At 62.8% G+C, this 19,310-nt stretch carries 17 protein-coding genes; 7 read left to right on the plus strand and 10 right to left on the minus strand.

The window, feature by feature from the left end:
• Positions 1-15: 15 nt before the first annotated feature.
• The 3 genes from NKJ94_RS09550 to NKJ94_RS09560 form a co-directional block, all read right to left on the minus strand.
• Positions 16-1,035: an ABC transporter permease gene (locus tag NKJ94_RS09550; RefSeq protein ID WP_352524521.1), complete on the minus strand. Its 1,020-nt coding sequence runs from the start codon at positions 1,033-1,035 to the stop codon at positions 16-18.
• Positions 1,032-3,515, minus strand: a complete 2,484-nt coding sequence (locus tag NKJ94_RS09555; RefSeq protein ID WP_352524522.1) for an ATP-binding cassette domain-containing protein — start codon at positions 3,513-3,515, stop codon at positions 1,032-1,034. Before NKJ94_RS09555 ends, NKJ94_RS09550 begins: the two co-directional genes overlap by 4 nt.
• An 80-nt stretch (positions 3,516-3,595) precedes the next feature.
• Entirely contained in the window at positions 3,596-4,621 is a 1,026-nt protein-coding gene (locus NKJ94_RS09560; protein WP_352524523.1) for an ABC transporter substrate-binding protein, read from the minus strand.
• 254 nt (positions 4,622-4,875) lie between these two features.
• Between NKJ94_RS09560 and NKJ94_RS09565 the strand changes: the two genes are divergently transcribed.
• From NKJ94_RS09565 to NKJ94_RS09575, 3 genes are all read left to right on the plus strand, one after another.
• Complete coding sequence (locus tag NKJ94_RS09565; protein ID WP_352524525.1) at positions 4,876-5,550, plus strand: DUF2161 domain-containing phosphodiesterase; 675 nt, start codon at positions 4,876-4,878, stop codon at positions 5,548-5,550.
• Positions 5,551-5,699: 149 nt separating this feature from the next.
• Positions 5,700-6,125 (plus strand): hypothetical protein, encoded by a 426-nt coding sequence (locus NKJ94_RS09570; RefSeq protein WP_352524527.1) that lies wholly within the window; start codon positions 5,700-5,702, stop codon positions 6,123-6,125.
• Positions 6,126-6,168: 43 nt separating this feature from the next.
• Complete coding sequence (locus NKJ94_RS09575) at positions 6,169-7,359, plus strand: NADH-quinone oxidoreductase subunit D (protein ID WP_352524528.1); 1,191 nt, start codon at positions 6,169-6,171, stop codon at positions 7,357-7,359.
• 279 nt (positions 7,360-7,638) lie between these two features.
• Here NKJ94_RS09575 and NKJ94_RS09580 read toward each other — a convergent pair whose 3' ends face one another.
• Complete coding sequence (locus NKJ94_RS09580; RefSeq protein ID WP_352465792.1) at positions 7,639-8,070, minus strand: hypothetical protein; 432 nt, start codon at positions 8,068-8,070, stop codon at positions 7,639-7,641.
• A gap of 260 nt (positions 8,071-8,330) precedes the next feature.
• Between NKJ94_RS09580 and NKJ94_RS09585 the strand changes: the two genes are divergently transcribed.
• From NKJ94_RS09585 to NKJ94_RS09595, 3 genes are all read left to right on the plus strand, one after another.
• Entirely contained in the window at positions 8,331-9,506 is a 1,176-nt protein-coding gene (locus NKJ94_RS09585) for an HlyD family secretion protein (RefSeq protein WP_352524529.1), read from the plus strand.
• Entirely contained in the window at positions 9,503-11,116 is a 1,614-nt protein-coding gene (locus NKJ94_RS09590; protein ID WP_352524530.1) for a DHA2 family efflux MFS transporter permease subunit, read from the plus strand. Before NKJ94_RS09585 ends, NKJ94_RS09590 begins: the two co-directional genes overlap by 4 nt.
• Positions 11,117-11,208: 92 nt before the next feature.
• On the plus strand, positions 11,209-11,388 hold the full coding sequence (locus tag NKJ94_RS09595) for a hypothetical protein (RefSeq protein WP_352524531.1): 180 nt from the start codon (positions 11,209-11,211) through the stop codon (positions 11,386-11,388).
• A gap of 49 nt (positions 11,389-11,437) precedes the next feature.
• Here the strand turns inward: NKJ94_RS09595 and NKJ94_RS09600 are convergent, their stop codons facing one another.
• Positions 11,438-12,190 carry a metallophosphoesterase family protein gene (locus NKJ94_RS09600; protein ID WP_352524533.1) on the minus strand — a complete coding sequence of 251 codons (753 nt, stop codon included), beginning with the start codon at positions 12,188-12,190 and terminating at the stop codon, positions 11,438-11,440.
• Complete coding sequence (locus NKJ94_RS09605; RefSeq protein ID WP_352524534.1) at positions 12,183-12,995, minus strand: hypothetical protein; 813 nt, start codon at positions 12,993-12,995, stop codon at positions 12,183-12,185. Before NKJ94_RS09605 ends, NKJ94_RS09600 begins: the two co-directional genes overlap by 8 nt.
• 776 nt (positions 12,996-13,771) lie before the next feature.
• Between NKJ94_RS09605 and NKJ94_RS09610 the strand changes: the two genes are divergently transcribed.
• Positions 13,772-14,635: a hypothetical protein gene (locus NKJ94_RS09610; protein ID WP_352524535.1), complete on the plus strand. Its 864-nt coding sequence runs from the start codon at positions 13,772-13,774 to the stop codon at positions 14,633-14,635.
• Positions 14,636-14,689: 54 nt separating this feature from the next.
• Here the strand turns inward: NKJ94_RS09610 and amaB are convergent, their stop codons facing one another.
• From amaB to NKJ94_RS09630, 4 genes are all read right to left on the minus strand, one after another.
• The gene (gene amaB, locus NKJ94_RS09615) at positions 14,690-16,201 is read right to left on the minus strand and encodes an L-piperidine-6-carboxylate dehydrogenase (RefSeq protein WP_352524536.1); all 1,512 of its coding nucleotides are present in this window, start codon (positions 16,199-16,201) and stop codon (positions 14,690-14,692) included.
• A gap of 242 nt (positions 16,202-16,443) precedes the next feature.
• The gene (locus NKJ94_RS09620) at positions 16,444-17,706 is read right to left on the minus strand and encodes an RNA polymerase sigma factor (protein ID WP_352524537.1); all 1,263 of its coding nucleotides are present in this window, start codon (positions 17,704-17,706) and stop codon (positions 16,444-16,446) included.
• A complete protein-coding gene (locus NKJ94_RS09625; RefSeq protein WP_352524538.1) occupies positions 17,703-18,077 on the minus strand; it encodes a YciI family protein in 375 nt (124 codons plus the stop codon). The genes NKJ94_RS09620 and NKJ94_RS09625 overlap by 4 nt, the downstream gene beginning before the upstream one ends.
• A gap of 82 nt (positions 18,078-18,159) precedes the next feature.
• Complete coding sequence (locus NKJ94_RS09630; protein ID WP_352524539.1) at positions 18,160-19,281, minus strand: DNA topoisomerase IB; 1,122 nt, start codon at positions 19,279-19,281, stop codon at positions 18,160-18,162.
• Between the last annotated feature and the right edge of the window lie 29 nt (positions 19,282-19,310).

Genomic DNA, 19,310 nt, shown 5'->3' on the forward strand with positions numbered 1-19,310 from the left:
GGCGGGAGCCGCCGCTCAGCTTGGCCCATCCCTGGCCAGCGCTCCGTCGTCGTTGCTTGCGGGTTCGACGGAGGGTCGCCTCGCCAACGCCTGCCGCCCGGCAAGGGCGAGCACGAAGATGACGACGATGCCCTGGACGATGTCCTGGGCACCGGGAGGCAGGCCGATGATCTGCATGGTGGTGACGATCAGGATCAGAAGAATGCTGGCAAACAGGGTGCCGATCGCGGTCGCCGAGCCGCCGAAGATGAGCGTCCCGCCCAGCACCACCGCGGCGATCGACTGCAGCAGATAAGGCTGGCCCATCTCGAGGAAGGCGCCGCCGATATAGGCCCCGAGCAGCAGGCCATCGAGCGCCGCCAGCACCGATGAGATGATGAACGCCGATGCGATCACCGGACCGTTGCGGATGGCCGCCAGCCGCGCCGCGGTCCGGTTCTGGCCGACCGCCGACAACAGCTGCCCGAACACCGTGTAGCGCAGCACGAAGGACGCGGCCGCCACCCCCAGGATTGCGATGACGGTCATGATCGGCACGCCCGCGACGCGGCCCGTGGCCAGATGTTTGAGCGTCGGGCTGACGGCGAATCCTGTTATCGCCCGGTTGGACAGCAGCGTCGCTGTCGCCAGCACATAGCCGGTCGCCAGTGTGGCGATGATCGCTGGTATGCCCAGCCTGACGACGAGCAGCGCGTTGAGCGCACCGACCGCGAGGCCAAGCACGATTGCGACAAGGACGCCAATGGCAAGATTGGCGTCCTGGCCTTTGATGGTGAGCAGCGCGACGAAGGCGCTGAGCGTAATCACCGAGGCGACCGACAGATCGATATTGCCGCGCCCGGTCGTCACCACGAACATCTGGCCGATACCGGCGACCGTCAGGAAGGAGGCCGAAAGCAGGATGCCCGACAGGCTGAACAGGCTGAACCGGTTGGTGACCGCCGACAGTACGAGCCACAACAAAAGCACGCCAATCGCCGACCAGATCCAGCGGTTCCTCTGCGCCCAGATGCTGAACGCGTTCAGCGCATTCATTGTTCGCTCCTGCGGTCGGCCGTCAGGCTGCGCAGCGTCAGCAGTGCTATGAGGATCAGTCCTTGCGTCGCGGCATTGAAATCGCTGCTGACGTTCAGCGTGCCGAGCAGCGCCCCGATCAGCGACAGGGTGACGGCACTGACAACGGCACCGAGCGGCGAGATGACACCACCCAGCAAGGCACAGCCGCCCATGACCACGGCCGCGACGCTGAGCAGCGTGAACGAGTTGCCGGAATTGATGTCGCTCGCCGTGTTGATCGCGGTCAGCGACAGGCCGGCGGCTGCGGCGAACAGCCCCGACACCAGATAGCGCACCAAAGCATAGCACGTCGGCGACCAGCCGGAGCGAATCATGGCGGTCGGATTGTTGCCGAAGCCGCGCAGCACCACGCCGAGCGGCAATCGGTCAATAACGAACGCGATCAGCGCAACGATGCCGATGAGGATGATGGATGTTGGCACGGACCCCAGTGACCAGTTGACGAGGGCCGACAGCCATTCGGGACTGGCGCCGCCGGGCGTCGGCTGCAGCGAATAGCCAAGGCCCATCCAGATGAACGATGCGCCGAGCGTAACGACGATCGCCGGAATCTTTCGCGCCTGGATCAAGCCGCCAAGTCCGGCATAGGCGGCGACTGCCGCCATCAGCGCCAGGGCGCCAAGCCATGGCCGGTCATAGAGCAGCGTGGCGCTGAGCACGCTGACAAGGCCGGCGAAGGCACCGACGCCGAGGTCGATTTCGCTGCCTCCGACAACGAACATCTGCGCCGCCGTCACCAGCACCAGCGACAGCGCCGGCAACAGAAGCAGGTCTAGGCCGAAAACCGAGGCGACCGCCGGATTGGCCCAGATCATGACGGCCAGCACGACGGCAAGGCCGATAAAAGGCGCCGCATTCATCAGCCGCCGGGCAAATCTGGCCGCAGGCCCATCCCCTCGGAGAGTGCCGGCGAGCCGGTCCGCTGGCTGGGCGAAGGACGCGCCGACGATGGCTTTCTCGGTGATCGCATCGCCGGCCAGCTCCCGAACGATCCGTCCGCAGGCAAAGACCAGCACGCGATCGCAGGCCAGCAGTTCGGCGTCCTCAGTCGTGTGCCAGACCAGCGTCCGTCCGCTGCGCGCAATCTCGTTACAGAGCCGGTAGAAATCTTGCTTGGTGGCGATATCGACGCCGCGCGTCGGGTCATCGAGAAGGATGATCGGCGTCTCGGCGACCAGTGCCCGCGCAACCAGCGCCTTTTGCTGATTGCCGCCGCTTAGCTCCGTGATGTTCGAATTGAAACGTCTGTCATCGAGCCGCAGCCGGCCGGCTGCGCTAACGGCCGCATCGTGGTTGACGCGATCGGAAACAAGGCCCAACACCGGGCGGCGGGCAAGGGCGCCGATGCTGATGTTCGACAGCACGCTCCACAAGGGAAACACGCCTTCCTTCTGGCGGTCTCCTGCTATGAAACCGGCGTCGGCATGTCTTATGACTGCCGCGCCCTGTTTGCGATCCGGTTTGAAGATCGCGTGCAGCAGCTCCTTCTGGCCGCTGCCCTCGAGACCGGCCAGGCCGACGATCTCGCCGCGAACAATGTCGATGTCGCGGCCAAGTTCGGACGTCAGCGTACCGGAGAGTTGCACCAGCACATCCGCGCTGGAAGCGGCTGCGACGGCGTGCTGATGGACCGGATTGGCGTCGCCGCCCATAAGCTGCACCAGCTTTCCGATCGACGCATCCGCGACAGGGCCATGCCAAGCAGTGCGGCCGTTGCGCAGCACCACGATCTGCGTGGCGATGTCGATGATTTCCTGAAGCTTGTGGCTGATGAAGATGAACGCCAACCCCGATTTCGCTCGCTCACGGATGAAAGCCCTGAGCTGCCTCGAACGATCGAGGTCGAGGGAAGATGTCGGCTCGTCGAGGACAATGAGCCTCACGCCGGGCGTTGCCGCCGCGCGCGCAATCTCCACCATTTGCCGTTCGGCAATGGAGAGATGGCCGATTTCGGCATCTGCATCGATGCCGTTCCCTGGAAAGACCGCGTCGAGCGCCGAACGGGCCCGAGCCTTGTAAAGCGTTCTCCAGCCAGGCCGGCTCGCCGCATCCGCAGGTGTTTCCAGGAAGAAGTTCTCGGCGACAGACAGGTTGGCGCACAGCGACAGTTCCTGGTGCACCATGCGGATGCCACGCTTTTGCGCCTCTCCCGTGTCGTAGTCGCTGAAACTCACCACTTCGCCGCCGAACGAGATCGAGCCCAGCGTCGGCCACATGGCACCGCACAGGATGCGCATCAGCGTCGATTTTCCAGCACCGTTACCGCCGACCAGCCCGATCACGTCCCCGGCCGAGACGGAGAGATCGATGTCCGCATTTGCGAGTGTCGGTCCGAAGCTCTTGCTTATCTGCCTGAGCGAAACCACGCTTTGCCGGACAGGCATCACCTGCCCCGCAAACGCGGCATCTCCCGGGTCGGCAAGGGCAAGATGGGACATTCTCGTCTCTGTTTCTTCGATAGCGGTTGCCGGGCGTGATCCGTCGAGGCGGCGCCCGGCCGAAGTGAAGCGTGGCCGCCTCATTTCTTGGTCAGGAGATTTTCCTTGACCCAGTCCAGCGAATAGCTCGGGCTGATGATCTGGCCGCCCGGCAGCTTCGCGTAGTCCTTGAGGTTGCCGGCGTCGACCGTCGCCACCGGCATGATCATCAGCTTGGGCGCTTCGGCTCCCTTCAGAAGCGACAGGCCGAGCCAGAACGCTGCGCCGCCAATGCCCGGCGTGGTGTTCATCGAGACGGTCTTGTAGCCGTTCTTGGCGTTTTCTTCGGCCCACCATTTGACGAAGTCGGTGCCGCCGCCGCCCTCGATGATCGGCATCTTGCCTTCATATTCGCCGCCATACTGGACGAAGGCCTGGGCGATGCCGACGTCGTCGCTGCCGCCTTGTGCCAGCACCGCGTCGACATGCGGCAGGCTGGGCAGCACGTTGGCGATCGCCGCTTGCGCGACCGAGGCGGTCGCTTGGCCGTAGACCGTCGCAAGCACCTTGATTTCGGGGTATTTCGCCAGCACCGACTGCTGCGAATTGTACATGTCGTTATCCGGCGCGGAGCCTTTCACGCCACGTACCTGCAGGATGTTGCCCTTGCCGCCGAGCATCTTGATGACGGCCTCGGCCTGGGCTGCCTTGTAGCCCTTGAAGTCGAAATTGAGCTGGTAGTTGCAGGGCGCCGACGCGACCGAATCGAAGGAAATGACGATAATGCCGGCGGCGCAGGCCTTCTGGATGACGCCGTTGACTGCGGTTTCCGAGGCTGCGTCGACGGCCAGCACATCGACCTTCTTGAGGATCAGCTCGGCGATCTGGCTGTTTTGCTGCGCCACGGAGCCGTCGCCATTCATGATGATGTAGTCGGCGATCTGACCGGCCGCCTTCGCCTCCTTGGCCGAGGCTTCGAAAGCCTCGACCATCTGGTGGCGCCAGGTGTTGCCGTAATAGGCGTTGGCGAGCGCGATGACCGGCGCGTCCGGAGACGCCATTGCCGGCAGCACCGCCGCGCTGGCCAGCGCGGCGCCGGCAAGCGCCGCCACAGTTGCAAATCTCATGGTATTCCTCCCAAAAACACGATCGGCTCAGTCTGTCATGTCGAGCACAGCGCAGCTACGTGGAGCACGCTATCTCAGGTACATATTATACCAGCATACCAAATTGGCAAGCGCCCGTGGCGCGGCTCTGCCCCACCGGCGAGCCGCAGCAATCGCTTAGGTTTGGCCGTCGTTTACCTCCTGTTCAACGGCAAAGAGCGATCATCGCGCTGAACCGCCAATAGGGCAGGATGATTCGCAACGGACGAAGGCCAATGCTCGAGACCTCACTCTACAGCCCGGTCAAGACCTTCCTCGAAGGCTTGGGATTTATGGTCAAGGGCGAGATCGGCGGCTGCGATCTGCTGGCGCTGAGCGCCGACTCTCCACCGATCGTCGTCATCTGCGAGCTGAAACTGAAGTTCAATCTCGAGCTCGTGCTCCAGGGCGTCGACCGTATGGCGGCGAGCGACGAGGTCTGGCTCGCAGCCCGCATGTCGGTCCGCGGCAAGGGCCGTGAGAGCGATGTGAGGTACCGGAATCTCTGCCGTCGCCTCGGCTTTGGCCTGCTTGGCGTGCACGCGAACGGCGAGGTTCAGGTGCTGCTCAGCCCGACGGCATTGGCTCCGCGTCGGGATCCCCGGCGTCGCTCGAAGCTGGTCGACGAACATCGGCGCCGGCAGGGCGATCCTGTCGCCGGCGGCGGCTCGCGTGCGCCGATCATGACCGCCTATCGCCAGCAGGCGCTCGCGTGCGCCGCAGCACTCGCCGATGGCCCACAACGGCCGCGTGACTTGAAGCCCAACCTGCCGAACGCGCCCAAGATCCTGCTGCACAACGTGTATCGCTGGTTCGCGCGCGCCGACCGCGGGGTCTACGAATTGACCGATCTGGGCCGCGAAGCATTGCAGCGCTGGCCGCAGCCGCATCGCAGCCACGCCGCCGCCTGAGACAGCCAACGCCGGATTTCGCGCTCTGCTTCCGCGACAATCACGGCTTTTCGGCAAGACGGCCATCTCCGTGACGGAACCATATTTCGGCACGATGGTTGTGTCGTCACCGAAATGATCATCCCCTGAGCAAAACGGAAGGAAAGGTCATGCGCCTATCGACGACAATTGCCACACTTTCGGCACTGGCCCTTGCCTCGCCGGTCTACGCGCAATCCGTGGGACCAGAGCTTGCCCCTGTCCCGCCGACGGCCCCGCAAACCCTGCCCGAGCAAGCCACGCCCGAAGGGGCCACGCCCGACCAGGCTACACCGGACCAAGCCTTCTCCGCCCAGAATTTCACCGCTGTGACGATCGTGGCGATGGAGGATCTGCCTCCTGAAATCAAGGCACAGGCGGAGGCTGTGGTCACCCAGACCAGCGCCGAGGATTTGCGTATCCTGCAAAGTTCGATCGACGCATCACCGCAGGCAGCATCAGCACTGGCGGCGAACGGCCTTAATTCCACGCAGGTCGTGGCGGCCAATATCGACGGCGACGGCACGCTGACGCTGATCATCCAGACGACGACATGAGCGGCTGAACGCGGACAAACCCGCCTAATTGCGGAGGACTGTCATGGCCGAGGCTGCGGTTCGCAACTTCACCATTAATTTCGGGCCGCAACATCCCTCTGCTCACGGCGTCCTGCGGCTGGTGCTCGAACTCGACGGCGAAATCGTGGAGCGCGCCGATCCTCACATTGGCTTGCTGCATCGCGGCACCGAAAAGCTCATCGAGTACAAGAACTACCTGCAGGCCCTGCCCTATTTCGACCGGCTCGACTACGTCGCGCCGATGAACCAGGAGCACGCATTCTGTCTCGCCGCCGAGAAGCTCCTCGAAATATCGGTTCCGAAACGCGGGCAGCTCATCCGCGTGCTTTTCTGCGAGATAGGCCGGCTCCTGTCGCACCTCCTCAACGTCACCACGCAGGCCATGGACATCGGCGCGCTGACGCCGCCGCTCTGGGGTTTCGCCGAGCGCGAGAAGCTGATGGTCTTTTATGAGCGCGCGTCCGGCGCCCGCATGCACGCGAATTATTTCAGGGTCGGCGGCGTGCATCAGGATCTGCCGCCGGAGCTCCTCGACGACATCTGGAATTTCTGCGATCCGTTCCTCAAGGTCTGCGACAATCTCGAAGGGCTGTTGACCGACAACCGCATTTTCAAGCAGCGCAATGTCGATGTCGGCGTGATCGGCCTCGATGATGCCTGGGCCTGGGGCTTTTCCGGCGTGATGGTGCGCGGATCGGGCGCCTCATGGGATCTGCGCAAGGCGCAGCCATACGAATGCTACTCGGAGATGGATTTCGATATACCGGTCGGCAAGCATGGCGACTGCTACGACCGCTATCTCGTACGCATGGAGGAAATGCGCCAGTCGGTCCGGATCATGCGGCAATGCCTGGAAAAGTTGCGCTCGCCCGAAGGCCAGGGGCCGGTCGCGATCCCGAACAGCAAGATCACGCCGCCGCCGCGTGCTACAATGAAGCGCTCGATGGAAGCGACGATCCATCACTTCAAACTTTATACCGAAGGCATTCGCGTGCCGCGCGGTGAAGTCTATGCCGCCGTCGAGGCGCCGAAAGGCGAGTTCGGCGTCTATCTCGTATCGGACGGAGGCAACATTCCCTACCGATGCAAGATCCGCGCACCTTCCTTCGCCCACCTGCAGGCGATGGATTTCCTGTCCCGAGGCCATATGATCGCCGATGTTGCCGCGATCATCGGCTCGCTCGACATTGTGTTTGGAGAGATCGACCGCTAGAGCGGATCGAAGAATCTTCCGCGATCGCAGGATTGTTTCGTCCTTAGCCAGATCGCGCATGCCTGAACGGCGCTCGAAAGCCCGTCGGATGAAGGCTCAATTGCCGCGGGTCAGCTCAAATTCTCACATCGCAAACAGACGCATGGCCGCGACAAAGCGCAGCCAAGCGTCGAGGAGTTTCACAATCTGTGCGGCCCGACGGCGCACGAGCCCTTCCAGATTCGGAAGCGCTCTCCACGGCGCGGAAAGAACGCGTGTTCCGCCGTTCCTCGTACCGCGTCAATGCACGATCAACCCCTTCATCCAGGCAACAAATCTGTTGCCGCGGACTATCCCGCGCACCCTGGCAGCGGCCCATCGCGCTTGCATCGTAGCACCGACATGGCAATGGCAGACGATTTGGTGCAACTGCCGGTCGCTCAGTTCGAAGAAGCGCTTTGCCTCACCATAGGTATCGTCATTCAGGCCCATGGCACGCAGAACCGGATCCTCGAAAGCGACAGTGAGCGGCGTCCCAGCGCCACGCGATCTGTCACGCGCTTCCCTGTTCATATATTCGGTGCCCGGAAGCGCTCCAAGGCATCGCGTCGGGTTTTGCTCGAGAAGTTCTGCCCAACGTTCAATCCGCTGGTTTCGAGTCATCGCCGGATACGCCGCGAAGGACTCAACTTCCGCGACGGCATGCAGTTGGTCGAGTGTTTGATGTTTCATGGTCGGCTCCTGTCGACAGGTGAAATTGCCCACGCCTTTATGAGCAATTATCGCGCCGTGGAGCGCTGACAAGGCCGGACCGCCGCAACATGAAGCATACGGTGAAGCGGTGCTCGAGTTCCAACGCGCCCGCGCCGCTCGGTGGGTTCGATGTCGACCCGTTAACCGAACCCATTCCGGACAGGAACTTTTGCGGAAGCTTGCCGTTTGGCTTTGCGTCCGCTCCGGCGGCTGCAATATCAATCTTGAAAGCCATTCCGTTGGACACGAAGCCTCAAAGCGTCGAACAAGACGTCGAGCCTGTAAATGAAACTCGGGAGCAACCGGCCCGGGTTCGAGAATCTCGTGAGCGATCGGCAGGGCCCCGGCAGGAAAAGCCCGACGGGGATGCCTCGCAACGAAAGGCCGGTCTGCTCGGCTTTCCCAAGCGCCATCCCTATGCGACGGCAGCGGTCGCGCTTGCGCTGTTGCTCGTCGCGGCAGGCGTCGTGATCTGGTGGCTGAACGCCGGCCAGTACGAATCGACCGACGACGCCTTCATCGACGCCCGCACGGTGACGATCGGCGCCCAAATCGCCGGCCGCATCACCGAGCTGGCGGTTACCGACAATCAGCACGTGCAGGCGGGCGATGTCCTCCTGCGCATCGATGACAGCGATTATCAGGCAAACCTGAAGCAGGCCGATGCCGGCGTCGCCGCGGCCGAGGCCGAAATCGTCAATGTCACCGCCCAGATCGAGGCTCAAAACGCAAAGGTGAACGCCGCGCAGAGGCAGGTTGCACAGGCCAAGGCAGCGCTGGATTTCGCTAAGGCCGAGGATCAGCGCAATCGCGAACTCCTGGCCAGGGGCACGGCAACGCAGCAGCAGGCGCAGCAGGCGGCATCGACGCTGCGTCAGGACCAGGCCGCGCTGGACAGCGCCGAGGCCAATGTCGCCTCGGCAAAAAGCCAGGTTTCGGTCTTGCAGGCACAGGCCAGGAGCGCCGAGGCGCAGCTTGAGCAGGCCAAGGCCAGCCAGGATCAAGCCCGCACGACGCTGTCGCGCACGACCATCACAGCACCGGTCGCCGGGCGTGCAACGAGCATTTCGGCCGCTGACGGCACCTACGCCCAACCCGGCCAGGTATTGATGATGTTCGTTCCCGACGAGGTCTGGGTGAAGGCCAACTTCAAGGAGACGCAGCTCGACCTGATGCGGCCCGGACAGCCGGTCGACATCGACATCGACGCCTACCCGGACAAGTCCTTCCATGGCCGCGTCGACAGCATCCAGGCCGGCAGCGGCACCGCCTTCAGCCTCCTGCCGGCCGAAAACGCCACCGGCAACTACGTCAAGGTGGTGCAGCGCGTACCGGTCAAGATCGTCTTCGACAAGCCGCCCGATATGCTTCTTGGCCCAGGTCTGTCGGTGGTGCCGACGGTCAAGGTGCGATGAGCGGCGAAGCCGCCAGAAATCACGGCGAAAGCCGGTCTGCCGCCGGGACGCACAATCCCTGGCTCATCGCCGTCGTCGTTTCCATCGCCACTTTCATGTTGGTGCTGGACACCTCGATCGCCAATGTCGCCCTGCGCAACATCGCCGGGAGCCTGGCGGCCGGAATGGACGAAAGCACCTGGGTCATTACCACCTATCTCGTTGCCAACTCGGTGATCATCCCGGTCAGCGGCTGGCTGGCAAGCGTTGTCGGCCGCAAGCGCTACTACATGCTCTGCGTGGCGATCTTCACCGTCGCCTCGCTGCTGTGCGGACTGGCGCCCAACCTGGAACTGCTTATCCTGTTCAGGATCCTTCAGGGCCTCGGCGGCGGCGGCATGGCGCCAAGCGAGCAATCGATCCTTGCCGACACCTTTCCGCCGGAAAAGCGCTCGCAAGCCTTCGCGCTTTACGGCATTGCCGTCATCGTCGCGCCGACGGTCGGGCCGACGATCGGCGGCTGGCTGACGGACCATTTCTCCTGGCACTGGATCTTCTTCATCAACGTGCCGTTCGGCATCCTGTCGCTGGCACTGGTGCAATGGCTGTTGGTCGAACCGGACGTACTCGAACGCGAACGCAAGGAACGGCTGAAAGGCGGCCTGAAGATCGACGGGGTCGGGTTCATCCTGGTGGCGACGGCATTGGGATGCCTGGAGATCTTCCTCGACCGAGGCCAACGCTACGACTGGTTCGCCTCGAATTTCATTACGACTTTCGCAGTGATTTCCGCGATCGCGTTCCTGCTGCTCATCCCATGGGAAATCAGCCGCAGCGATCCGGTCGTCGACATGCGCCTATTGTTCACTCGCCAGTTCGGCACGGCCTTCCTGGTTATGATGGCGGTCGGTGCTATCCTGTTCAGCACCACCCAGATCGTGCCGCAGCTGCAGCAGACGACATTTGCCTACACCGCGACGCTCTCGGGCCTTTCGATGATGCCGGGCGGCATCGCCATGCTGATCTTGATGCCGGTGTCCGGATTTGTAGGCAGCATCGTGCAGCCCAAATACCTGATCATGATGGGCATGTCGGTGGTCGCAGTCGCCCTTTGGCACATGACCTCACTTACCCCGGACGCCAGCTTCCGCTTCTTTGCCTTTGCCCGTGTCTTCCTGATGGTCGGGCTGCCGTTCCTGTTCATTCCCATTTCAACCGCGGCCTATGTCGGCCTGCCCCCGCAACAGACCAACCAGGCATCGGCGCTGATCAACGTTGCACGCAATATCGGCGGCAGCATCGGCGTGTCGCTGTCCAACACCGTTATTGCGCAAAGCTCCCAAATCCATCAATCGAATCTGGTCGGCCACACCGTGCAATCGTCGCCCGCCTATCAGCAGGTGCTTCGGCAGGCGACCGAGCATTTCGTCGCCCATGGTTCGGCGATGGTCGAGGCGAAGCAGCAGGCGATTGGCTGGCTCGGCCAGTTGATCGCCCGCCAGGCCACGCTGCTCGCCTATGTCGATGTCTTCCGTTACTGCGCGGTGGCAACCGCCCTGTTCGTTCCGATTGCGCTGCTGCTGCGGTCGCGCAAGTCGGGCAGCAGCCAGGCGAATCCGGAGATGGGCTGACCCGCAGGCAAGACGGTGTGGTTTCCAAAAACGAGGAAGGCGGGAACCAGCTGGCCCATTGCGTTGTTCTGCGCCAAGAGGAGATGATTACGATGGCCACTATTCCCACACCCGAGCCGATACCGACCCCGGTGCCGCCGCCTCCTATCCCCGATCCCAAGCCCGTGCGTGAGCCGGATCCCGACAGGCTCCCCGACGAGGACCCCGTTCCCAATCCGGATGAAAACGACATTCCACCGAAGCGGACGTCTTTCCGCCGGCAATTGCTGTGATCGTTCTGCAGTGTGTACTGGCGATTGCTTGCGCCAGTGGCGGCGCCTGTCAGATTTCGAGCATGGCGTAGGGACGGCCGGTCGGCTTGGCGACATGCATGGCAACGTTATAGACCGGCGCCCCGCCCGGCGTGCGGCCCTCGTAGGCGCCGCGATGCGCATGACCATGCACCACCGCGCTGACCTGGAACCGGTCTATTGTCTCGGCCAGGCGCGATGAACCGAGAAACGGGAAGATCTCCAGCGGCTCGCCTACGACCGTCTCGACGACAGGCGCGTAGTGCAGAACGACAAGCGTGCGTTTGGCGCGGACCTGCCGCATCGCGTTTTCAAGCCGCATCGCTTCGTTCACGCTTTCCGCCACCATTGACTTGATCGCCGGTTCGCCGAAGGAGCCGAGCATGCGCGACCCAAAACCGCCAACGAAACCCTTGACCCCAACGAACCCGACCTCGTGAATCTCTGTCGCCTCGCCGTCGAGCAGGTGAACGCCCGCCTGGCGCAGAATGTCGGAGACCTGCTCGACGGCGCCTGACTCATAGTCGTGATTGCCAAGTACGGCGACGACCGGGATCGTGCAGGCACGCAGTTCCTCGGCAAGGATTTCGGCCTCCCGAGGCTTGCCGAGATTGGTAAGGTCGCCCGTCAGCACGAGAACCTGGGCTTCACGCGACATCTCGCCGAAAAGATCGCGGTACGAGGCCCGGTCCTCCTTGCCGACATGCAGATCGCCAATGGCGGCGACTTTGAGTGCGCTGCCGTTTTCCGCCTTCGGCGAAGCAGTTTCGAGCTCGTCAGCCATTGCTATGTTCTCCTTCACCGCCGACGTCGGCAAAGCCCCAGTCCTTGACGTCGATCTCATAGTCGGTTCGTGAAAGCATGCGCCCACGGCAGATTTTCATCCGGGAAGGTGGCAATTCGCGCTGCTTGGCCAGCCGGTCAAGCAGCTCGTCGAGCAGCCAGGCGGGCACGCGGCCCCGCTCCGACGGATAGATCCATCGGAAGTTCAAGAGATGCATCAGCAGAACTTCCCAATGAACTTCCATGTAGGAAAGCAGCCTTTGCCAGTCGATCTGGTCGTGCGCCTTGAGGATGGTGTGCGAGATGTCGGCGCCATCGTGGCGGCCCCGGTCCTGGATGAAACATTTGGACCAGATAAGCTCGGTGGGACCGATAATCCGCACCTGGCTGCCCAGCAATTCGCCCTGACGTGCGTGCTCCAGCCACTGGTCGTCGACAGGCATTGTGCCGTTCATCGAGACGAAAATGACGTCGAAAAAATGCGTGCCCTTGAACACTTTGCCGAGCCACCGGTCGTCCTCGACCACGACGGCGTAGCCGATGCGCTTGAAATGGGCGAGGATGCGCGGGCAGTCGCCGGCCTTGCAGAAAATGTCGAGATCCTTGGTCAGGCGGGTGATCCCGGTATAGGCGCTTACGGCATAGGTGCCGGCGACTAGAAAGGGGATGCCGGTCGCGACAAGTTCGCGGATCGCTTCGATATAAAAGACCTCCGCTTCGGCATTGCGAGGCGTCGGGGCGGCTTTTGGATCGACCGACGGAACGGATGCCGGGATAGCACTTTTCGGTGGAGGATCGATGATCATAAGCAATGGCTCCTGGCCCGGCAGACCAGCAGCCGCCTGTATCTAATAGCCAAGCATGCCCGATGGTTCCCGGCGTTGCGCCGCAACCGGCTGTGTCCGGGTCCGGGTCGGCGCAACGACGGACGGCAGCGGCATGATGCCGCCCTCGCTGGGTCAGGCGGACACGCCGCCGCGTCCGGCCTCCGCAGCGGTCATCCACCGCATGGCCGTCGGCGCCGGCCCTAAAAAGATATGTGAGCGGTCATTTTTGGCGTCAAGATCGCAGCGCGATCGGCCTCAAGCGCGTCGAGGCGGAGTGGGCCCGCTATCATCCTCGGGTCCGGAAAGGATTGGCTTCAACATGGTTCCCGAGCTGTCGGAGGCGCTGCGCACTCGGCGCAACAGCCACTTGAGCGCCCGTAGCCAGACCGACTCTGTTTGCCGGAAAGCTGCAGGCGGCGTGGCGAAAAGGCCATTCTCCATATTGTAGTTCCTCACTGTCTCAGTCCAATCGGCGCTCATCAACGAGCAAAACTTGTGTTGGTTCCGCTTGGCCATCGACGGGAGCACGGGCTGGACAGGCGAAGCCCCATTGGTGGGTTCGAGCAGGCCAGCCTTCTGCAGCGAGATCAGCGCCTCGCGAGAGCGGGGTCATCGGCGACCATCTCGGGGAATTCAGCTAGTTAGCCGGGCGGAATTCAGCTTGTATCCCGGTTCGGCGGCTCTGGACACGACCGGCGAAGGCTGAAATTGTGACCGGTATTTCCGGTTGCAAAGTTTGGTTGGGCTCGGCGGGGATGGCGCTGGATTCTGAAAACATTGCCGGCCATTCGGCATTGCGTCGCCATGTCCAGGCTCAATCCCGGACGCTGCTCGAGACCTATGAAGCGAACCCGCGGCTGGCTTCCGTGTTCGCCACGCAACAGCGTTGGCTGATGGCCCATATCGGCCTTGCCTTGTATTTCGATCGAGAGCCGGACGATCATCGCAAGGGACTTACGTCTGCACGGTTCATGGGCGACATCCACCAGCATTCGGTAGCCAGCCGCAACACCGCCGACGCCTTCCTGAAGGAGATGCTGCATTACGGTTTCATCCGGCATCTGCCGATCAAATACGGGCGCATCCGCCCCTTTGAGCCAACCGCGGGCACTCTGGAGACGGTCGCCGGCTGGTTCATGGCTCATCTGAAAACGCTGGACAGCCTGGACAATGGATCTCGACTGGCTGCATTCGTCGCACATCCGGACGTGCTCGCCAAACTGCAGCCGCTGGTGGCCGACGGCCTGCTTTCGTCGCATGCCGTGCGGGAGCCGAGACAGACCTTTTCGTTGTTCACCTGGCTCGACAATGGCGGCATCGTCATGGATTGGCTGATATCCGGCGTCGATCCCGATCATGCCGGCCTGGACCGGATTCCGACCGGTGTCGTCTCGATCGGAGATTTCGCGAACTGGCTCAAGCTTTCCCGGACCCATTTGTCACGCAAATTGCGCGATGCCGAGGAACTCGGCAGCATCGGCTGGCTGGGCCAGCGCGGTCATTCGGTCATGTGGTTGTCGAGCGAGTTCTACCAGGAATACATGACCGCCCAGGCGGTCAAGCTCGCCATCATCGATGCAGCCTTCGATAACTGTTTTGTATCTTGCGGGGACGGCTGAACGCTGACTTGAAAGTCGTCGTGGCGGCTTTGGCGCCGCCACGACAAGGCCTTCTTAGTCGATGTCGAACGACACGCCCTGCGCAAGCGGCAGCGCCTTGGAATAGTTCACCGTATTGGTGGCGCGCCGCATATAGGCCTTCCAGGCATCGGAACCGCTCTCGCGGCCGCCGCCGGTTTCCTTCTCGCCACCGAAGGCGCCACCGATCTCGGCCCCGGATGTGCCGATATTGACGTTGGCGATGCCGCAATCCGAGCCGTCGACGCCGAGAAAGCGCTCGGATTCCTGCAGGTCGCGGGTGAAGATCGACGACGACAGCCCCGCTCCCACCGCATTGTGCTCGTCGAGCACGGCGTCGAAGTCAGAATATTTCATCACATAAAGGATCGGCGCGAAGGTCTCCTCCGTCACCGGCGAAACCTGCCGCGGCATTTCGACCAGCGCCGGACGCACGTAGTAAGCCTCAGGCTGGCCGTTCTCGACCCGCATTCCGCCGGTTGTCGTGCCGCCATTCGAAGCCGCCTCCTCCAGCGCCTTCTGCATGTTCTCGTAGGCAGCCTTGTCGATCAGCGGGCCGACGAGAGCACTGGTCTCCAGCGGATTGCCGACCGAGACGCTCTCATAGGCTTTCTTCAGGCGCGGAACCAAGGCATCATAGACGCTGTCATGCACGAACAGGCGCCTGAGCGTCGTGCAGCGCTGACCGGCCGTGCCCATGGCGCCGAAGGCGATGGCACGCAGCGCCATGTCGAGATCGGCCGTCGGGCAGACGATGCCGGCATTGTTGCCGCCGAGCTCCAGCACGGCACGCGCGAAGCGTTTCGCCAGACGCGGACCGACATCCCGGCCCATGCGGGTCGAGCCGGTGGCCGAAACCAGCGGCACCTTCGGATGGTCCACCATGATCTCTCCGACGGCGCGATCACCGATCAGCACCGGCGCCAGCCCTTCCGGCGCATCGCCGAAACGCTTTGCCGCGCGCTTGAAGATCGCTTCGCAGGCGAGCGCCGTCAGCGGCGTCTTCTCAGACGGCTTCCACACAACCGCGTCGCCGCAGACCAGCGCAAGTGCCGCGTTCCACGACCATACCGCCACCGGAAAGTTGAAGGCCGAAATGACGCCGACCACGCCGAGCGGATGCCAGGTTTCCATCATGCGATGGCCGGGACGCTCGGTGGCGATGGTCAGGCCGTACAATTGCCGAGAAAGACCGACGGCGAAATCGCAGATGTCGAGCATTTCCTGCACTTCGCCAAGACCCTCGGATGGGATCTTGCCAACTTCGATCGATACCAACCGGCCAAGCTCGGCCTTGTGTGTGCGCAACTCTTCGCCGAGCAGCCGCACCAGCTCTCCACGCTTGGGAGCTGGCACCTGCCGCCACGCCAGGAAAGCTTCGTGGGCATTGTCGATGGTCGTTGCCGCATCGGCCGGCGAGATGGTCTTCAGCGCGGCGATCTGCTCGCCGGTCACCGGGCTGCGCACGATAAGATCGCCGCCCGTAAGCGCGCCCTCGGCAACGCCCAGTTTCGCCAGAAGCCCGGCCGTTTCCTTCGCAATCGTCATTTTTATCCCTTTCATATCCCGCCGCTCATAATGCATGTCGCCCAAAAGTGCGCAGCGGTTTTGGGACAACGACATGCATAAAACAAAAGCACTTCGGTCCAAGCCTTGCGCCATGCCGTCTCTGTGCCGGTCGGCACATCGGGCGCTGTCATGGCGTGGCATTACTCGTTTCAGGGAAAAATCGCCACCCCGGCATGGTCTAAGCCAAAGATCAGACCGTTGAACCAGGCGGAGGCGTCGGATCAATGCGCCGTTTGCTTAGCGCCTTCTTTCATCAGCCGGTCGATATGCATGCGGATATGCGCTGCCTCGGCGGCCGTGTTGGCAAGCGCGATGGCGCGGTCGAAAGCGACGCGCGCCTCCTCGCCGCGGCCAAGCTGCATCAGCAGGCCGCCCTTGAGGCCGAAGAAGTGGAAATAGCCGGAAAGCCTTCCTTCCAGCGGCTCGATCATGGCAAGTGCCGCTTCCGGTCCACGCACCTTGGAGACCGCGACGGCGCGATTGAGGGTCACCACCGGCGACGGCTGCATCTGCTCGAGCAGCCCGTAGAGCAGGTCGATCTCGTTCCAGTCCGTCTCCTCGGGCTTTTCCGCCCGAGCATGCAAGGCGGCGATCGCCGCTTGTACCTGGTAGGGACCGGGCTTGCGATGGCGCAACGCCTTATCGACCAGCGCCAGGCCCTCATCGATCATCTTGCGGCTCCACAGGCTGCGGTCCTGGTCTTCGAGCAGCACGATCTCGCCGTTCTCGTCGAAGCGAGCCGGCGCACGTGCATGCTGGAGCAACAAAAGCGCCGTCAGTCCCATGATCTCCGGCTCGGTCTGGAACAGCCTGAGCAGCAGCCGGGCCAGCCGGATCGCTTCTTCGCAAAGCGGCGCACGGGCGGATGCCTCGCCGCTGTTGCTGGAGTAGCCTTCGTTGAAGATCAGGTAGACCATGGCAGCGACGGCGGCGAGCCGTTCGGAGCGCTCGACCGCTCCCGGCGTCTCGAACGGCACGCCGGCATCGGCGATGCGAGCCTTGGCTCGAGTGATACGCTGCTCCATCGCGCTTTCCCCGACGAGAAAGGCGCGGGCGATCTGCTTGACCGTCAGGCCGGAAACGATGCGCAGCGCCACCGCGATCTGCTGAGTGGCCGGCAGGTCGGGATGACAGCAGATGAACAGCAGCCGCAAAATATCGTCGCGGTAATGCGCGCCGTCCAGCCGCTCGGCGATGTCGCTCTCGGCATCTTCGAGATCGGAGATCTGGTCCTCCTCCGGCAGCGGCGCCTGCTTGGCGCGCTTGCGCACCGCATCGATGCCGCTGTTGCGGCCGACGAAGATCAGCCAGGCTGCCGGATCGCGCGGCGGGCCGTTTTTCGGCCAGTTGTTCAGTGCCCTCAGGCAGGCGTCCTGGAATGCTTCCTCCGCCGCGTCGAGGTCGCGGAAGTAGCGCAGCAATGCCCCCATCGCCTGCGGGCGAGCGGTGCTGATTGCCGTGCTGATCCAGGCAAGTTCGGTCATGCAGAAACCTTGGCGGGATTGAAGAGGGAGACCGGCCGGATCTCGTAAGAGCCGCCGCTCGGGTTGACCTCGGAAAGCTCGCGCGCGAAGTCGACAGCCTCATCGAGGTCGGCGCATTCGAGCGTGTAGAAACCGAGGAACTGTTCCTTGGTTTCGGCAAACGGACCATCGATGACGACCGCTTCGCCCTTGACCTTTCTCAGCGTTGTCGCGGCGGTCGTCGGCAGCAGCCGCGCCACCGGGCCAAGCCGGCCCGCCTGGGCATATCTTTCCTGTACGCCCAGGAGTTTTTCCATGACAGCATCGTCCTGTTCCTTGCTCCAGGAGCAGACAACGTCTTCGGAGGCATAGCAGAGGATCGCGTAGAGCATGGGTCGTCCTTTTCTCTATCAAAGGACGAAACAGTAGGACCGATGCCGACATGGCGTCGACAAAAAAATCGCCCGTCCGGCGTCAGCCTTCCCTCGCCTTCAGCCATCTCAGGACCAGCGCCTCCTCGTCGTCGAGCCCGGCGATCGGGCGCTTGCCTTTGTTCGCGTCCGCCATTTCGCTAAGCAGCCGCCCTTCGGACCAGGCGCGGAAGACTTCCGGATGGATGTAGCATTGGCGACAGACTGTGCGCGTATTGCCGAGCCGCTCGGCAACCTTGTCGATGACGCTGTTCATCGCCCTCTTCTGCTGCGCCTGGCTTTCAGGACGTTCGGTTTGAGCAAACAGCGAGGCGGCATGAATGGTACCGCCCCAGGTTCTGAAATGCTTGGAGCTGAAATCCACGCCGGCGTTCTCCCTGATATAGCGGTTGACGTCGTCTGAGCGCACCGGATGCCTGTTTCCATCCTCGTCGAGATACTGGAACAGCTTTTGGCCCGGCAGGTCCTGCGCTCCACGCACGATCTTGGCGATCCGTCGATCGACGAGCTTCAATCTCCATTCCTTGCCTGACTTGCCCTTGAAGGCGAAACGCAGGCTCGAGCCCTTGATGTCGACATGGCGATCGCGCAGCGTGGTCAGACCAAAACTCTGGTTGTCGCGCGCATAGGCGGCATTGCCGACGCGGATCATCGTGTTGTCGAGCAACCAGACGATAGCCGCCACGACCCGTTCCAGCGGCAGCCCGTGACGGCGCAAATCGACATCGATCTGCCGTCGCAGTTCAGGCAGGCTTTCGGCGAAGGCGATGAGGCTCGAATATTTGACCCCGTCCCGCTCCTCGGCCCAGTGCGGATGATAGCGGTATTGCTTGCGCCCGCGCTGGTCCCGGCCGGTCGCCTGAATGTGACCGTCGGCATCCGGCGAGATCCACACATCCGTCCAGGCCGGTGGAATGGCGAGCGCCTTGATGCGTGTCAGCGCATCCTTATCGACGGCACGCCCGTCCGGTCCCTTGTACGAGAACCCCTTGCCTGAACGCAGCCGATGAATACCGGGTTCGATGTCGCTGACATAGTTGAGCGAGGCCCTAACAGCCGAGGCTTGCGCGCCGTTCTCCAGCGCTCCGTTCCGCGGCACCCCGTTCTTTGGTGCAGCTTTCCTCACAGCCGATCGGCCAGACGACGACCCGGATTTGTCGAGCATGTCCTCTCCACGGAATTTCCGTAGATAAG

This window comes from Mesorhizobium sp. M0060 (assembly GCF_040323155.1).
GTDB lineage: Bacteria > Pseudomonadota > Alphaproteobacteria > Rhizobiales > Rhizobiaceae > Mesorhizobium.

Excerpts from the sequence above, each read along its gene's own strand:
- NKJ94_RS09550 (WP_352524521.1), bottom strand. The coding sequence starts at position 1,035 with ATGAATGCGCTGAACGCGTTCAGCATCTGGGCGCAGAGGAACCGCTGG.
- NKJ94_RS09555 (WP_352524522.1), bottom strand. The coding sequence starts at position 3,515 with ATGTCCCATCTTGCCCTTGCCGACCCGGGAGATGCCGCGTTTGCGGGG.
- NKJ94_RS09560 (WP_352524523.1), bottom strand. The coding sequence starts at position 4,621 with ATGAGATTTGCAACTGTGGCGGCGCTTGCCGGCGCCGCGCTGGCCAGC.
- NKJ94_RS09565 (WP_352524525.1), top strand. The coding sequence starts at position 4,876 with ATGCTCGAGACCTCACTCTACAGCCCGGTCAAGACCTTCCTCGAAGGC.
- NKJ94_RS09570 (WP_352524527.1), top strand. The coding sequence starts at position 5,700 with ATGCGCCTATCGACGACAATTGCCACACTTTCGGCACTGGCCCTTGCC.
- NKJ94_RS09575 (WP_352524528.1), top strand. The coding sequence starts at position 6,169 with ATGGCCGAGGCTGCGGTTCGCAACTTCACCATTAATTTCGGGCCGCAA.
- NKJ94_RS09580 (WP_352465792.1), bottom strand. The coding sequence starts at position 8,070 with ATGAAACATCAAACACTCGACCAACTGCATGCCGTCGCGGAAGTTGAG.
- NKJ94_RS09590 (WP_352524530.1), top strand. The coding sequence starts at position 9,503 with ATGAGCGGCGAAGCCGCCAGAAATCACGGCGAAAGCCGGTCTGCCGCC.
- NKJ94_RS09595 (WP_352524531.1), top strand. The coding sequence starts at position 11,209 with ATGGCCACTATTCCCACACCCGAGCCGATACCGACCCCGGTGCCGCCG.
- NKJ94_RS09600 (WP_352524533.1), bottom strand. The coding sequence starts at position 12,190 with ATGGCTGACGAGCTCGAAACTGCTTCGCCGAAGGCGGAAAACGGCAGC.
- NKJ94_RS09605 (WP_352524534.1), bottom strand. The coding sequence starts at position 12,995 with ATGATCATCGATCCTCCACCGAAAAGTGCTATCCCGGCATCCGTTCCG.
- NKJ94_RS09610 (WP_352524535.1), top strand. The coding sequence starts at position 13,772 with ATGGCGCTGGATTCTGAAAACATTGCCGGCCATTCGGCATTGCGTCGC.
- amaB (WP_352524536.1), bottom strand. The coding sequence starts at position 16,201 with ATGACGATTGCGAAGGAAACGGCCGGGCTTCTGGCGAAACTGGGCGTT.
- NKJ94_RS09620 (WP_352524537.1), bottom strand. The coding sequence starts at position 17,706 with ATGACCGAACTTGCCTGGATCAGCACGGCAATCAGCACCGCTCGCCCG.
- NKJ94_RS09625 (WP_352524538.1), bottom strand. The coding sequence starts at position 18,077 with ATGCTCTACGCGATCCTCTGCTATGCCTCCGAAGACGTTGTCTGCTCC.
- NKJ94_RS09630 (WP_352524539.1), bottom strand. The coding sequence starts at position 19,281 with ATGCTCGACAAATCCGGGTCGTCGTCTGGCCGATCGGCTGTGAGGAAA.